14 protein-coding genes and 1 pseudogene are annotated in these 14,279 nt (G+C 71.1%); 7 read left to right on the top strand and 8 right to left on the bottom strand.

What is annotated here, in order from left to right:
• Positions 1–292 precede the first annotated feature (292 nt).
• Entirely contained in the window at positions 293–1,108 is an 816-nt protein-coding gene (locus NIE111_RS12195; RefSeq protein WP_238684516.1) for a hypothetical protein, read from the bottom strand.
• Here NIE111_RS12195 and NIE111_RS12200 point away from each other — a divergent pair.
• Positions 1,020–1,415 (top strand): annotated as a pseudogene (locus tag NIE111_RS12200) (hypothetical protein); the annotation flags it as partial. The gene NIE111_RS12195 and the pseudogene NIE111_RS12200 overlap by 89 nt on opposite strands.
• A 365-nt stretch (positions 1,416–1,780) precedes the next feature.
• On the opposite strand, the gene NIE111_RS12205 reads toward NIE111_RS12200, so the two are convergent.
• Positions 1,781–3,076, bottom strand: a complete 1,296-nt coding sequence (locus NIE111_RS12205) for an MFS transporter (RefSeq protein ID WP_238684518.1) — start codon at positions 3,074–3,076, stop codon at positions 1,781–1,783.
• Between the two features lie 75 nt (positions 3,077–3,151).
• Positions 3,152–4,432: an MDR family MFS transporter gene (locus NIE111_RS12210; protein WP_238684519.1), complete on the bottom strand. Its 1,281-nt coding sequence runs from the start codon at positions 4,430–4,432 to the stop codon at positions 3,152–3,154.
• A gap of 152 nt (positions 4,433–4,584) precedes the next feature.
• Here NIE111_RS12210 and NIE111_RS12215 point away from each other — a divergent pair, with 152 nt between their 5' ends.
• Positions 4,585–5,352 (top strand): phosphoglyceromutase, encoded by a 768-nt coding sequence (locus NIE111_RS12215; protein WP_091403562.1) that lies wholly within the window; start codon positions 4,585–4,587, stop codon positions 5,350–5,352.
• A gap of 64 nt (positions 5,353–5,416) precedes the next feature.
• On the opposite strand, the gene phoU is transcribed toward NIE111_RS12215, so the two are convergent.
• Complete coding sequence (gene phoU / locus NIE111_RS12220; RefSeq protein ID WP_091403559.1) at positions 5,417–6,070, bottom strand: phosphate signaling complex protein PhoU; 654 nt, start codon at positions 6,068–6,070, stop codon at positions 5,417–5,419.
• A gap of 204 nt (positions 6,071–6,274) precedes the next feature.
• On the opposite strand from phoU, the gene NIE111_RS12225 reads away from it, so the two are divergent.
• On the top strand, positions 6,275–7,558 hold the full coding sequence (locus NIE111_RS12225; RefSeq protein ID WP_238684520.1) for a sensor histidine kinase: 1,284 nt from the start codon (positions 6,275–6,277) through the stop codon (positions 7,556–7,558).
• A gap of 24 nt (positions 7,559–7,582) precedes the next feature.
• Positions 7,583–8,266: a response regulator gene (locus NIE111_RS12230; protein WP_030329696.1), complete on the top strand. Its 684-nt coding sequence runs from the start codon at positions 7,583–7,585 to the stop codon at positions 8,264–8,266.
• 201 nt (positions 8,267–8,467) lie between these two features.
• On the opposite strand, the gene NIE111_RS12235 is transcribed toward NIE111_RS12230, so the two are convergent.
• Positions 8,468–9,265, bottom strand: coding sequence for a DUF3109 family protein (locus NIE111_RS12235; protein WP_238684593.1), 798 nt, complete (start codon positions 9,263–9,265; stop codon positions 8,468–8,470).
• Positions 9,266–9,345: 80 nt separating this feature from the next.
• On the opposite strand from NIE111_RS12235, the gene NIE111_RS12240 reads away from it, so the two are divergent.
• A complete protein-coding gene (locus tag NIE111_RS12240; RefSeq protein ID WP_238684521.1) occupies positions 9,346–10,290 on the top strand; it encodes a Ppx/GppA phosphatase family protein in 945 nt (314 codons plus the stop codon).
• A gap of 75 nt (positions 10,291–10,365) precedes the next feature.
• Positions 10,366–11,172, top strand: a complete 807-nt coding sequence (locus tag NIE111_RS12245; RefSeq protein ID WP_091402756.1) for a sugar phosphate isomerase/epimerase family protein — start codon at positions 10,366–10,368, stop codon at positions 11,170–11,172.
• Positions 11,173–11,203: 31 nt separating this feature from the next.
• On the opposite strand, the gene NIE111_RS12250 is transcribed toward NIE111_RS12245, so the two are convergent.
• The 3 genes from NIE111_RS12250 to NIE111_RS12260 are packed head-to-tail and all read right to left on the bottom strand — an operon-like array spanning position 11,204 to position 13,250.
• Positions 11,204–11,791: a CGNR zinc finger domain-containing protein gene (locus NIE111_RS12250; protein ID WP_238684522.1), complete on the bottom strand. Its 588-nt coding sequence runs from the start codon at positions 11,789–11,791 to the stop codon at positions 11,204–11,206.
• 18 nt (positions 11,792–11,809) lie between these two features.
• The gene (locus tag NIE111_RS12255; RefSeq protein ID WP_238684523.1) at positions 11,810–12,976 is read right to left on the bottom strand and encodes a glutathionylspermidine synthase family protein; all 1,167 of its coding nucleotides are present in this window, start codon (positions 12,974–12,976) and stop codon (positions 11,810–11,812) included.
• 1 nt (position 12,977) lies between these two features.
• Positions 12,978–13,250: a hypothetical protein gene (locus tag NIE111_RS12260; protein ID WP_225855034.1), complete on the bottom strand. Its 273-nt coding sequence runs from the start codon at positions 13,248–13,250 to the stop codon at positions 12,978–12,980.
• 107 nt (positions 13,251–13,357) lie between these two features.
• Here NIE111_RS12260 and NIE111_RS12265 point away from each other — a divergent pair, with 107 nt between their 5' ends.
• Positions 13,358–14,278 carry a proline dehydrogenase family protein gene (locus NIE111_RS12265; protein ID WP_238684524.1) on the top strand — a complete coding sequence of 307 codons (921 nt, stop codon included), beginning with the start codon at positions 13,358–13,360 and terminating at the stop codon, positions 14,276–14,278.
• Position 14,279: the final 1 nt, after the last annotated feature.

Here is a 14,279-nt window from a genome sequence, read left to right on the forward strand (position 1 = left end):
CCCACGCGCCACGCGCCACGCCCCACGCCCCACGCCCCACGCCCCACGCCCCACGCCCCACGCCCCACGCCAGCCACGCGCCCCGGCCCCGGGTCGCATCCCATGGTCGTGCTCGAACCAGGAAGTAGGGGTGTCGCCGTCGCGGCGATGCCACTCGATCCTGGATGCGGCACGATCATGGCGATTTGACTGTGGTTCGGAGTGCTCCTGACGGGTATGCCGCACCGCGCGGTGCGGCAAGGGACCCCCGCGCGCCGATGACGGAGTGCCAAGGAGCGGAGCGTCCCATGGCTCAGCGGAACAGCTCAGGTCGCGGCGCGACTGCGACCAGGACGAAGCGACAAGCCGGCAACCAGACGCCGGGTACGCCCGGAGTCTCCGAGTCGGAGATTTCCCGGATGCGGGTGGACGACATCCGCGGGCAGTTGCGCAAACGCGGGGTCTCCGGGATCTCCGCGTTGCGCAAGCCCGAGCTGGTGAAACAGCTGGTGCGTTCGATGCGGGCCGGCGCGGGTCGGAGCAGCACTGGCCCGTCGGGCCGGGCCGCCGGCACCAGGGCGTCGGCGGGTCGTGCCGCCGCCACCAAGAAGTCGGCGGCCAGGCCGGCGTCGAGCCGCGCGAAGGCCGCGCCGGCGAACAAGAGCGCGCCCGCGAAGCGGGCCGCCGCAACGAAGGCGACCGCCGGACGTAAGTCGACGGCGGCGGCGAAGAAGACGACCGCCGCGAAGAGGACCACGGCGGCCCGCAAGTCAGCGACGGCGCGTACGGCGCCCGCGCGGAAGGCGCCGGCGAAGAAGGCACCGGCGCGGCCGGCGGCGAAGCGCACGACGCCGGCCAAGAGCGCGGCGGCCAAGCGCACCACGGCGGCCAAGAGCACGGCGGCCAAGCGCACCACGGCGGCGAAGAGCGCGGCAGCGAAGCGCACCACGGCGGCCAAGAGCGCGGCAGCGAAGCGCACCACGGCGAAGCGCACCGCACCGGCCAAGAGCGCACCGGCCAAGCGCACGTTGACGCCGTCGACCGGTGGCGGAACGGCGGCCGGCGGGATCCGGACCGGACGGGGTACGGGGCGGTCGGTCCGCAGTTCGCAGGTGATCTCGTCGCTCACGGACCGGCCGGAGCGGCCGGGACGGAGTTTGATCACGGCGAACCACGAGGTGATCCAGCGGTGGGCCCGGGAACGCGGGGCCAGGCCGGCGACCATCGCCGGCACCGAGCGGGATGGCCGGGCGGGTGTGTTGACCTTCAACATTCCCGGATACCGGGAAAGCAGCCGGATTCGCGAGATCACCTGGGATGAGTGGTTCTACACGTTTGACCTGCGGCGGCTGAACCTGATTTATCAGGAACAGTTGCGGGACGGCCGCCAGAGCAGCTTCTTCCGGACCGAGTCACCCGATCGGGAAGACGGTTGAGGTGTTTGCGGGAATGGCCGACGGGTACCCGGCTGTTGCCAACGGACGAGGCCGGAGCAGCGGATACTCGCCAGTTGTGACCGGCGAGACAGCCGTTCTGGGTTGAATCCAGAATCCGGGCGAACTAGCTTTATTGCACCGCGCCACGTTTGGAAACGTTCGGGGGAGCGGCGGATCGATCAGATCCGCGCACCAGACGAGGCGCGAGGGGACGGGTGGAATAACCGTTGGGGGACGGTTCCCACCTGTTTGGACCGGCGGCGTGAGCGGGCGATGCTTACGGGGGTGAGTGTTGCCCGCCGCCGCCGGCCCCGCCGGCGAGCGCCCACCACGACCTCAGGGTCGTGGTGGGCGCTTTGCGTCGGTTATCCGGTTGGTACGCGGTCCGCGGGGGTCGTCGGCTTCGCTTCGACAACCCGGCGCAGCGCGGCGACGTGCCGCTCCCGGGGTGGTCCGGCGAGCAGGTGCCCGAGGGCGGCCAGCAGACCGAGCCCGCCCACGATCAGCCAGTGCCGGTCGCCGAGGTGCTGGAGGCTCACCCCGCCGAGGGTGGGCGCGACGAAGGCCGCGGCTGGAAACGTCAGGTAGAAGACCGACTGGTAGCGCGCTCGGAGCTGCGGTGGCGCCAGGTCCGCGTTGATCTGGGCGTTGGGCGGGGCGGCGAGCATCGAGCCGACCGTCCAGATCACCGCGGCACCCAGGTAGATGGCCAGTTCGTCGGCCATGGCCAGCGCCCCGAAACCGAGCGCGAGCAGCGCCGTGGAGGCGGCCAGCACGACGTCCTTGCGGTGCCTGTCGATCAGCCGGGGCACGAACAACTGCCCGACCACGATCAGCGCGCCGCCGAGCGCGACCACCAGCCCGTACGCCGATGGGCCCAGACCGTCCGCGCGCATGGCCAGCGGCATGATGGTCGACGTCTGCATGGTGAGTACGGCCAGCACGAAGGTGAGCCCGACGAAGACCAGGAAGGTGCGGTCGGTGAGCGCGGTGTGCAGTCCCGGCCGACGGGCCCGGACGGACTTCGGTGCCGCGCCGGTGGCGGGCGGGAGGCCGGGCGCTGGCCGGGCCAACCGCAGGGTTTCCGGCACCTTCCAGGCGATCACGGCGGCGGCGGTCAGTGTGGCGCCCGCGTCGACCAGGAACAGTGCGGTGAAGCTGGCCTCGGCCAGGACCCCGGCGAGCAGGGAGGCGACCGCCATGCCCAGGTTGAACGCCCAGAACTGAAGGTTGAACGCCCGGGAGCGGCGCTCGGCGGGCACCACGTCGACGATCGCCGCCACGAATGCCGGGCTGGGCATCGAGTGGACCACGCCGATCAGCGCGGAGAGCACGGCGATCAGCAGCAGGGGGCGGGTGAAGGCGAGGGCCACCATCAGGCCGACAGTGGCCAGGTGCGCGGCGAGCAACGTCGCCCGGCGTCCCCACCGGTCGGCGAGCACCCCGCCGAGCAGCACTCCGGCCGCCCCACCGGCTCCGTACGCGCCGACCACTGTGCCGGCCAGCCCTTCGCTCGCGCCGCGTACGTCGGTGAGGTAGAGCGAGAGGAACAGCATCGCGAACGCGCCGGCCCGGTTGATCAGCAGGCCGGCCCAGAGGTACCAGAAGGTGGCGGGTAGTCCGCCTGCGGTGTCGTGCCACCAGCGCCGCAGGGCGTGCACCCGACCTCCCGACAGTTCAGGTTGTTAACTGTTTCCACCTGCACAGTAGGAACTCCGGCACCGCCGCGCCACTCATTACGCCTCGGCGGGCTGTGGCGCACGGGAGGCGGCAGTCGGTGCCAGTGCCTCACCGGAGCGGCGCAGCGCTGCCGCACGCCGTTCCCGGGCCGGCCCCGACACCAGGTGGGCCACCGCGGTCAGGAGGCCGAGCGCGGCGCAGCCGTACCAGAGGGTGTCGTTGCCGGCGTGCTCACGCACGAGGCCACCGAGGATCGGCGCGCTGGCCCCGGCGATCTGCCACGAGAGGGAGAACACACCCTGGTACCGACCTCGCAGTTCGGCCGGGGACAACTCGGCGATCAGCGTGGAGTTGGAGGGCGAGTTCAGCATCTCGCCGACCGTCCAGATCAGCACTGTCAGCCCGTAGAACCAGGGGGTGCCGGCGAACGCGGTCAGCCCGAACCCCACGCCCATCACGACGGATGCCAGCGCGAGCACGTGTGAGCGGCTCCGACCCCGGATCAGCCGGGGCACGAAGAGTTGGCCGACCACGATGAGGATGCCGTTGAGCGCGATCACCGAGCCGTACGTGGCGGGGCTCAGGCCGTCGTCGCCCATCGCGATCGGCAGCATCGAGATGTGCTGGAGGAACACCAGCGCGGCGAACAGGTTGAGTGCCACGAAGCCGAGGTAGACCCGGTCGGTGAGGATCGTCCGCAGGGCGCCGCGTGGAGCCGCCGCTGCCGTGACGGCGGTGGCGGGGCCGGCCTGTCGGGTCTCCGGCACCTTGCTGAAGATGATCAGCGCGGTGACCAGCATGGTGGCCGCGTCGACCACGAACAGCAGCAGGTAGTCGGCCTGGGCGGCGAGGCCGGCGAGGACGGCGGCGCAGGCGAAACCGAGGTTGATCGCCCAGTAGTTGAGCGAGAAGGCGCGCAGCCGGTCCTTCGCCGGCACCACGTCGATCATCATCGCCCCGAACGCGGGCCGGGCCGCCTCGGCGAACATGCCGAGCAGCAGCGCGCCCAGCGCCACCGCCCAGAGATCCCGGGCCAGTCCGAGCCCGAGCATCATGGCCGCCGCGCCCACGTGGGCGGTGAGCAGCGTCGGCCGGCGGCCCCACCGGTCGGCGAGGGTGCCGCCGGCGGTGGTGCCGAACGCCCCGCCGACACCCCAGAGACCGATCACCAGGCCGGCCTGCGAGGCCGAGAAGCCACGCTCCTGGGTCAGGTAGATGGCGAGGAAGACCAGGACGAACGAGCCGAGTCGGTTGATCAGGGTGCCCGACCACAGGTACCAGAAGGTGGTCGGTAAGCCGCCGGTGGTGTCCCGGAACCAACTCCGCATCGTCCGCATATGGCACCCCGCTTGCAAGTAATGACCGATGTGACTGACGTGCCTTACGACCCTAGTGGTGGCCGGATCCGCTGGTCATCAGCTTTTTCACGTGGTGGTCGTCACGACGGCTGCCCGCGTGTCCGCCGGGCGGTTGAGGCAGGATGATCCGCATGACTGCGAGCGAAGGGCCCACCGTCGGGACGCTGGTCCTGCTGCGACACGGTGAGAGCGACTGGAATGCCAAGAACCTCTTCACCGGCTGGGTGGACGTCGACCTGACCGAGAAGGGCGAGGGCGAGGCGCGGCGCGGCGGCGAGTTGATGCGCGAGCACAGCCTGCTGCCGGACGTCGTGCACACCAGCGTGATGCGCCGGGCGATCCGCACCGCCGAGCTGGCGCTCAACGCCGCCGACCGGCACTGGATCGCCGTGCGCCGGTCGTGGCGGCTCAACGAGCGCCACTACGGCGCCCTGCAGGGCAAGAACAAGAAGCAGACCCTCGACGAGTACGGCGAGGAGCAGTTCATGCTCTGGCGCCGGTCGTACGACACGCCACCGCCGCCCATCGACGACAACGACGAGTGGTCGCAGGTGGGTGACCCGCGCTACGCGCTGCTGCCGACCGAGCTGATGCCGCGCACCGAGTGCCTCAAGGACGTCGTCGACCGGATGCTGCCCTACTGGTACGACTCGATCGTGCCGGACATCCTGGCCGGCCGGACGGTGCTGGTGGCCGCGCACGGCAACTCGCTGCGCGCCCTCGTCAAGCACCTCGACCAGATCTCCGACGAGGCGATCGCCAAGCTGAACATCCCGACGGGCATCCCGCTGCGCTACGACCTCGACCCGCAGCTGCGTCCGCTCACTCTGGGCGGCACGTACCTCGACCCGACCGCCGCGAAGGCCGCCGCCGCGGCGGTGGCCAACCAGGGGCGCTGAGCCGCCAGAAAGGGGCCCCTCGTCATCGCGGAGAGCGATGGCGAGGGGCCCCTTTTCGTGCCGGTCAGTTACTGCTGGGCGCGCTCTCCCCGGTGATCAGGTAGATCACGTGCTCACCGGCGTTGACCGCGTGGTCGGCGAAGCGCTCGTAGAAGCGGCCCAACAGGGTGGCGTCGATCGCCGTCTCCACCCCGTACGGCCAGTCGTCGCCGAGCAGCACGGCGAACAGGTTCTTGTGCAGCTCGTCCATGGCGTCGTCGTCGCGGTCCAGCTCGCCGGCGAGGTCGGCGTCGGGCTTCGCCAGCACCGAACCGATCTTCACGGCCATCCGGTCGGCGATCTCGGACATCTCGGTGAAGACCGTCCGCAGCTCGGCCGGGACGGCGGGGGAGGGGTGACGGCGTAGCGCGGTCTTCGCCACGTGCTCGGCGAGGTCGCCCATCCGCTCCAGATCAGCGGCCACGTGCAGCGCGGTGATCATCGCCCGGAGGTCGGAGGCGACCGGCGCCTGTCGGGCGAGCAGGTCACAGACCCGCTCCTCGACGTGCCGGTAGAGGTCGTCGATCTCGGCGTCCCGCTCGATGACCGTCTCGGCGGCCTGCCGGTCGGCGGTCAGCAGGGCCCGGGTGGCCTGGCGCATGGCGGCGCGGACGCCCTCCGCCATGTCCACCAGCAGTTGGCTGACGATCTGGAGGTCGGCCCGGAACTCGTCGCGCATCATCACGTCCTGTGGTCGGTCGCCGCCGACGGGTGCCGGCGCAGGGGGTTGAGCAGGTGCGACGCCAACGGTAGGGCGCGCGGACGGATCCCGGATGAACCACGGTGAACGACGCCAGACGTGGGGGTGAACACTTCCGTAAGTGAGGGTAGTTCGTCCCGTTCTGTGTGGTAGCCAGGTTAACAATGACCCTACGATCGCCGGGTGGAGTGGGCGGTGGCGGTCGTGGTGGCCCTGGCTTTGGTGGCCGGGATGGCCGCCGGTCTGCTGCTGCCCCGGTTCCTGCCGAGGCGGGACGGTCACTCCACGTCGACGGGGAGCGTCAGCTTCCGCTGGAGCAGGGGGAGGCCCGCGATAGCCGACGAGCAGCAGGCCGGGCTCGGCCGCCGGACGATCGACTCACTCCGGGCCGGTGTCGTGGTACTGGACAACGACGACGTCCCCGTGCTGATCAACCCGGCCGCCCGCGCGATGGGGCTGCTGCGTACCGGCAGCACTCCCGGCTCAATCGCCGCGCACCCGCTGATCCGTACCCTTGCCGGCCAGGTGCGACGCACCGGCGTGCGACGCGAGATCGAGCTGGACCTGCCCCGAGGTCGCGACAGTGCGGGGGAGAACCCGCTCGGCGTGCACCTGCGGGCGATGGGTCTCGGCAACGGCTTCATCGCGGTCGAGGCGGTCGACGTGACCGAGTCGCACCGGCTGACCCGGGTACGACGGGACTTCGTGGCCAACGTGAGCCACGAGCTGAAGACCCCGATCGGGGCCCTGCAGCTGCTCGCCGAGGCGTTGCTGGACGCGACTGAGCCGGCCGACGCGGCGGCGCCCGACCTCTCCGAGGACCTGGTGGCCGCCCGCCGGTTCGCCGAGCGGATCCAGCACGAGTCGACCCGGTTGGGTCGGCTGGTGCAGGAGTTGCTGGAGCTGACCCGGCTGCAGGGGGCTGAGCCTCAGCCGCCACCGGAGCCGGTCGCGCTGGACTGGGTGATCGCCGAGGTGGTCGACCGCACCCGAACCACGGCCTCCGCCCGGGGTGTCGCGGTGACAGTGGACGGGGCGCGGGGTCTCACCGCGTACGGCAGCGACTCCCAACTCGCCACGGCGGTGGCGAACCTGGTGGAGAACGCCATCAACTACTCGGGCGAGGACACCACGGTGCGGGTGACCCTCCGCGGCGACGACGAGCACGTCGAGGTCGCCGTCTCCGACCAGGGCATCGGTATCGCCCCCACGGACGTCGCCCGGATCTTCGAGCGGTTCTACCGGGCCGACCAGGCCCGCTCCCGTGCCACCGGCGGCACCGGGCTCGGCCTGGCGATCGTGAAACACATTGCGAGCAACCATGGCGGACGGGTCGAGGTGTCGAGCACTCTTGGTGGTGGATCGACGTTCACCCTCCGGCTGCCCGCCAGTCCACCGGACGACCTCCTGGCGACACTGCCGCCGGTTGGGATCGAATCCGGTCCGACTGGGCTACGGCAGGTCTGACAGCAAATGGAAAGGAAATCCCCGTTGAGCCGCGTTCTCGTGGTCGAGGACGAGGAGTCGTTCTCCGACGCCTTGTCGTACATGCTCCGTAAGGAGGGCTTTGAGGTTTCGGTCGCCGCGACCGGCACCGACGCCCTCACCGAGTTCGACCGGACCGGCGCCGACATCGTGCTGCTCGACCTGATGTTGCCCGAGATGTCGGGGACCGAGGTCTGCCGGCAGTTGCGGCAGCGCTCCGCCGTGCCGATCATCATGGTCACCGCCCGGGACAGCGAGATCGACAAGGTGGTCGGGCTGGAGATCGGCGCCGACGACTACGTCACGAAGCCGTACTCGCCGCGGGAGCTGGTCGCGCGGATCCGGGCGGTGCTGCGCCGGCAGAGCCCGGAGGTGGCCGAGGCGGGTGCGCCGACGCTGGCCGCCGGGCCGGTGCGGATGGACATCGAGCGGCACGTGGTGACAGTCGACGGCGGGGCCGTGCAGCTGCCGCTGAAGGAATTCGAGCTGCTGGAGCTGCTGCTGCGCAACGCGGGCCGGGTGCTCACCCGCGGTCAGCTCATCGACCGGGTCTGGGGCGCCGACTACGTCGGTGACACCAAGACGCTGGACGTGCACGTCAAGCGGCTGCGCTCCAAGATCGAGCCGGAGCCGTCCGCGCCGCGCTTCATCGTGACCGTGCGGGGTCTGGGCTACAAGTTCGAGCCGTGATCGGCGTACGCAAAGGGGGTCTGCGTGCGACGCAGGCCCCCTTTTGGGCTGTGCTTCGGTGCCTTTGGAGCTGATGTCGCAAACGAGTCAGACGCTGATGTCGTCAGCGGTTCAGCTCCAAAGGCGTTCCGACTCATGCCTGCGATGCGCGGCTGTTCAGGCGGCCGTCGGGGCGAGAAGTGCGGTGATCGGCACCCAGAGCTAGACCTCGTCGGCCGGGTGCGGGGCGATCATGCCCTGCTTCGTTCTGGTCGCGCACAGCTCGGCCAGCCGCTCGTACGCGGCAGCGCCGATCAGGGCGGTCAGCTCCGGTGAGTACGACAGGTACATCGGCTCGGTGCCGACGTGCGCGTCCGTCGAGGAGGTGCACCACCAGTCCAGGTCGTGACCGCCGGCTCCCCAACCCCGCCGGTCGAACTCGGACAGGGTGGAGACCAGCACCTTGCTGTTGTCCGGCCGGTTCACCCAGTCCTGATCGCGGCGGATCGGCAGCTGCCAACAGACGTCCGGCTTGTATTCCAACGGGTGCACCCCGTCGCGCAGCGCCTGGGCGTGCAGGGCGCAACCGCCGCCGCCGGCGAAGTCGGCGTCGTTGAGGAACACGCACGGACCGTCGGGGCCCTGCGTGGCGGTGCGGCGGGCCGGCGTCTTGCCGTCGATGGTGTCCTCGTCGGTCCAGTTCTTGAACCCGCGCCGGAAATGCTGCCAGGTCGACGGGGCGAGTCGCCGGACGGCGTTGCGCACCCGCTTCTCGTCGTCCGAGTCGGTGAAGAACGCCCCGTGCGAGCAGCAACCGTCGGCGGCCCGGCCGGCGATGATGCCGTGGCAGCCCTTGCCGAAGATGCAGGTCCAGCGGGAGAGCAGCCAGGTCAGGTCGGCCCGGATCAGGTGCGTCTCGTCGGCCGGGTCGGTGAACTCGATCCACTCCCGAGGGAAGTCCAGGGGCACCTCACGACTGCGCGGGTCACCCGGGTCGTCCACCAGCACACGGAGCTCCATCGTCACTCGGCCCAGCGTACGCGCGGTGACGTCCGCAGGCCGGTGAGCCGCGCAAACGTGTTGCGCCTACTGTCTTCACCATGCGACTGGGTGTCCTCGACGTCGGATCCAACACGGTGCATCTCCTCGTGGTGGACGCGCACCACGGCGCGCACCCGTGGCCGGCGCACTCCGAGAAGGTGGTGCTCCGGCTGGCCGAGCAGATCGGCCCCGACGGCGCGCTGACCGAGGCGGGCGCGGACGGCCTGGTCAAGGCGGTGGGCATGGCCAAGGCGGCGGCCACCGGGTTGTCGGCCGACGACCTGATCGCCTTCGCCACGTCCGCGGTGCGCGACGCCACCAACGCGGCCGAGGTGCTGGCCCGGGTCCGGGACGAGACCGGCGTACGCCTGGCGGTGCTCTCCGGGGCGGACGAGGCGCGGATGACGTTCCTGGCCGTACGGCGGTGGTTCGGCTGGTCGGCGGGCCGGCTGCTGGTGCTGGACATCGGTGGCGGCTCGCTGGAGATCGCCGCCGGCATCGACGAGGACCCGGACGTCGCGGTCTCCCTGCCACTCGGGGCCGGTCGGCTGACCCGTGAGCGGCTACGGGTCGATCCGGCCAGTGCGGCCCCGCCGTCGGCGGAGGCCGTCGACAAGCTCCGGGAGTACGTGGACGGCCGGCTGGACAAGGTCGTCGACCAGATGACCGAGGTGGGTTGGGGTCGGGCGGTGGCCACCTCGAAGACGTTTCGCACCCTGGCCCGACTGGCCGGGGCGGCCCCGTCCGGTTCCGGGCTGTGGGTGCGACGCAGCCTGACGCGGGCCGGCCTGCGGCAGGTCATCGGCTTCATCAGACACATCCCACCGGCGCAGTTGATGGAGCTGGAGGGGGTCAGCGCGGGCCGGGCCCACCAGTTGCTGGCCGGTGCCGTGGTCGCCGAGGCGGTGATGCGCCGCCTGGATCTGGACTCGCTGGACATCTGCCCGTGGGCGCTGCGGGAGGGCGTCATCCTCCGCCGGCTCGATCAACTGGAGCCGATCTGATCAGGTGGCCATTTTCGGTCGATTTGCCGGCGCTCGTCACGATGGCCCCGGCGCTGCCGGGCTACGCTGGCTGATGTGACTTCCCGCGTTCCCGTGCTCCTGTCCAGCTCGTCGGTCTTTCCCGAGCCGACCGCGGCGGCGTTCCAGCTGGCTGCGGCGCTCGGCTACGACGGCGTCGAGGTGATGGTCTGGACCGACGTGGTCAGCCAGGACGCGGGCGCGCTGCGTGGCCTGTCCACGCACTACGACGTGCCGGTGCTCTCGGTGCACGCGCCCTGCCTGCTGGTCACCCAGCGGGTGTGGAGCCCCGACCCGTGGGAGCGCCTGCGCAAGGCCGCCGAGCTGGCCGAGACGCTGGGCGCGCCGACAGTCGTGGTGCACCCACCGTTCACCTGGCAGCGTGACTACGCGCGCAACTTCGCCGAGGGTCTGGCCACCGTCGCGGACCGGTTCACCGGGCTGCGTTTCGCCGTGGAGAACATGTACCCGGTGCGGATGGCGGGCCGGCAGTTCGTCCCGTACGTGCCCGGTTGGGACCCGACCGACGCCGGCTACCCGTCGTACACCCTGGACCTGTCGCACTGCGCGGCCTCGCACAGCGACCCCCTGGAGATGGCCGACCGGATGGGCGCCGGGCTGGCGCACGTGCACCTCGGTGACGGCACCGGCGAGGGCCGCGACGAGCACCTCGTGCCCGGGCGCGGCACCCAGCCCTGCGGGGAGCTGCTCTCCTCGCTGGCCGGCAGGGGTTTCACCGGGGCGGTGGCGGTGGAGGTCGCCACCCGGGGCGCGAAGAGCCGCGCGGTGCGCGAGGCGGACCTGCGCGCCGCGCTGGAGTTCGCCCGCCAGCACCTGACCGCGTCGTCACCGGTCGACGCCTGACGCGTCCGCCCGAGGTCGGGCGGACGCGGCGTCAGCTGACCGGTGAGAGGGAATCGGCTGCGGAGGTCGGCTGCGGGGCGACAGCCACCTGCTCGCCGACCGCCGCCCGCTTACGGGCCCGGTGCGCGGCGACGTGCGAGCGGGTGGCGCAGCGCTCCGAGCAGAACCGCCGGCAGCAGTTGGACGACGTGTCCAGGTAGACGTTGCCGCACCGCTCGTCGGCGCAGACCCCGAACCGGGCGCTGCCGTACTCGCAGAGCCACACCGACAGCCCCCAGACCGCGCCGGCCAGATATTCGGCACTGACCGAGGCACCCCGACTGGTCACGTGCATGTGCCAGTCGCTGGAGTCGTGCCCGGAGATGCGCGGCTGCACCGGGAACGCCTCGAGCAGCGCGTTCAGCTCGGTGACCGCCTGGCCGTCCCGCCCCGAGGTGCCGTACTCGAAGACGTCGCGCAACCGTTTCTGTGCCCGGCGGAAAATCGCCACGTCCCGGTCCGCGACCTCGTCGCGCATCCAGGCGTTCTCGTCGGGGAAGAGGGCCCGCAGGTCGTCGAGGTCGTCCAGGCGGGCGTTGACCAGGTCAACGCCGGTCCGGGCGTACGCGTCGAAGTTCACGCCCCAACGGTAGACGACTCAGCGGGTGCGCGGCGCGTCGATGTAGTGCGGTAGGAACCGGGCGTAGCCGTCGGTGATCAGACTCGCGCTCTCCCGCACACCCACGCCGGCCGATTCGCCGTCGACGATCCAGCTGCCCAGCACCATCCGGTTGCCGGCGAACTGCGGCAACGCCCGGAACTCCTGGTAGCACCAGCCCTCGTCGCCGTAGATCCCCGGGTTGGTGATCTCCTCATCGGCGGTGACGATGCGTACCGATCCGCCCTCTCGGCCGAGCAGTGGCTTGGCGACGTACTCCGTCATTCCGCGCGGCGAGTCGAGGTACGCCGGGAGCAGGTACTCGTGGCCCGGGTACAGCTCCCAGAGGACCGCGAGCAGCGCCTTGTTGGAGAGCAGCAGCTTCCAGGCCGGCTCGATCCAGGTGGTCGGGGTGCCCGGGGCCAGGGCCGCCGGCCCGTACGGCTCGGCCAGCATCCACTCCCACGGGTAGAGCTTGAAGCAGGTGGTCACCGGGTTGTCGTCGGCGTCGACGAAGCGTCGGCCGTCCCAGCCGATCTCCTGGATGGGTTGGAGCTCGACGCCCAGGCCGGCCTGCCGGGCGGTCTCGGCGAGGTAGCCGGCGGTCATGTGGTCCTCGCCGGATTCCTCCTCGTTCGACCAGAGCACGTGCACCCGGGGGTCGTGCAGCCCTGCCCCGATCTTGGCCCAGGCGCCGACCAGCCGCTCGTGCAGGCTGTTCCACTGGTCCAGCTCCGGCCGGGTCTGCTCCAGCCAGTACCACTGGATGATGCTCGCCTCGACAAGCGCGGTGGGGGTGTCGGCGTTGTACTCCAACATCTTCGGAGGCCAGGTGCCGTCGTACGCCAGGTCGAAGCGCCCGTACAGGGTCGGTGGCGCCTCCCGCAGCGACCGGGCCACCGCCTCGGCCGCCCACTCCGGGATGCCGAACTCGGCATACCGGCGCTGCGCCACCACGTGCTCGGCGGCGGCCACCGACATCCGGTGCAGCTCCTCGGTGGCCTCCTCCAGCCGCAGCACCTCGTCCAGGTCGAACGCGTACGCGGCGGTCTCGTCCCAGTACGACATGATCCCGCCGCCGGGCAGCTCGGTGTCGACGTAGACCAGCCCCTGCGACCGGATGGTGGCGTCCCAGCCGGGGCGAGGCGTGACCGTCTCGCGGCGCACGTCAGCCGCCGCAGGCGGCGAGGTGGGTGCCGAATCCGCCGCGTTCGGGCAGGGCGGCGGTGGTCGGCTCCGGGGCGGTGCGACCGGCGGCCGGGTCGGTGACCCGCATCGCCAGCGCGACGGTGTCGCCGCCGCCGACCGGCCCGAGGGCGCAGTCGTCGTCATCGTCGTCGTCCGAGGTCATGTTGCAGCCGGAGAGGGCGAGCGCGAGAGCGGTGAGCGCGCCGAGCTGCACGGAGGCCGAGCGGAGTCGGCGGCGGGGGCGTTGGTCCACGGCATCGTTGTAGCCGATCGACGCCACCGCCGCCGCCCCGCCCCCCATGTCGAGGTGGCCCGGCTGCCCCTCGGCGGGGCCCCTGGCAGGGGCGTTACGCTCGGCTCATGCTCCGTTCCGTCATCCTCGCCGCCTCCCGGTCATCCCAGGTCGAGCGGCTCGTCGCGACTGCCCCGTACACCCGGGACGTCGTCCGCCGGTTCGTCGCCGGCGCCGCCACCGACGACGCGTTGCGCGCGACCCGCGGGCTCGTCGACGACGGCCTCGCTGTCACCCTCGACCACCTCGGTGAGGACACCGTCCGCCCCGAGCAGGCCACCGCCACCCGGGACGAATACCTGAAACTGCTGAAGATGCTCGGCGACGCGGGCCTCACCCCGGCCGCCGAGGTGAGCGTGAAGCTCTCCGCCCTCGGCCAGATGTTCGACGAGCAGTTGGCGTACGACAACGCGCGGGCGATCTGCGCCGCGGCTGACGCGGCGGGCACCACCGTCACCCTGGACATGGAGGACCACACCACCACCGACTCGACGTTGGAGGTGCTGAGCCGGCTGCGCAAGGACTTCCCGTCGACCGGCGCGGTGCTCCAGGCGTACCTGCGGCGGACCGAGTCGGACTGCCGGGAACTCTCGTCGGCCGGGTCGCGGGTGCGGCTGTGCAAGGGCGCCTACAAGGAGCCGGAGTCGGTGGCGTACCAGTCGGCCCGTGAGGTGGACAAGTCGTACGTGCGCTGCATGAACATCCTGATGTCCGGCGACGGTTACCCGATGCTGGCCACCCACGACCCGCGGATGATCGCCATCGGTGAGGACCGGGCCCGGTGGTTCGACAGGGGTCCCGAGCGCTTCGAGTTCCAGATGCTCTACGGCATCCGCCCCGAGGAGCAGGCCCGGTTGGCCGGCGAGGGCTACACGGTGCGCACCTACGTCCCGTACGGCGACGAGTGGTACGGCTACCTGATGCGCCGGCTCGCCGAGCGCCCCGCCAACCTGGTCTTCTTCGGCCGTGCCCTGATCTCCAAGAAGTAGT

This window comes from Micromonospora hortensis, assembly GCF_022230935.1.
Taxonomy (GTDB): Bacteria; Actinomycetota; Actinomycetes; order Mycobacteriales; family Micromonosporaceae; genus Micromonospora; species Micromonospora hortensis.

Excerpts from the sequence above, each read along its gene's own strand:
- NIE111_RS12210 (WP_238684519.1), bottom strand. The coding sequence starts at position 4,432 with ATGCGGACGATGCGGAGTTGGTTCCGGGACACCACCGGCGGCTTACCG.
- NIE111_RS12215 (WP_091403562.1), top strand. The coding sequence starts at position 4,585 with ATGACTGCGAGCGAAGGGCCCACCGTCGGGACGCTGGTCCTGCTGCGA.
- phoU (WP_091403559.1), bottom strand. The coding sequence starts at position 6,070 with ATGCGCGACGAGTTCCGGGCCGACCTCCAGATCGTCAGCCAACTGCTG.
- NIE111_RS12235 (WP_238684593.1), bottom strand. The coding sequence starts at position 9,265 with ATGGAGCTCCGTGTGCTGGTGGACGACCCGGGTGACCCGCGCAGTCGT.
- NIE111_RS12240 (WP_238684521.1), top strand. The coding sequence starts at position 9,346 with ATGCGACTGGGTGTCCTCGACGTCGGATCCAACACGGTGCATCTCCTC.
- NIE111_RS12265 (WP_238684524.1), top strand. The coding sequence starts at position 13,358 with ATGCTCCGTTCCGTCATCCTCGCCGCCTCCCGGTCATCCCAGGTCGAG.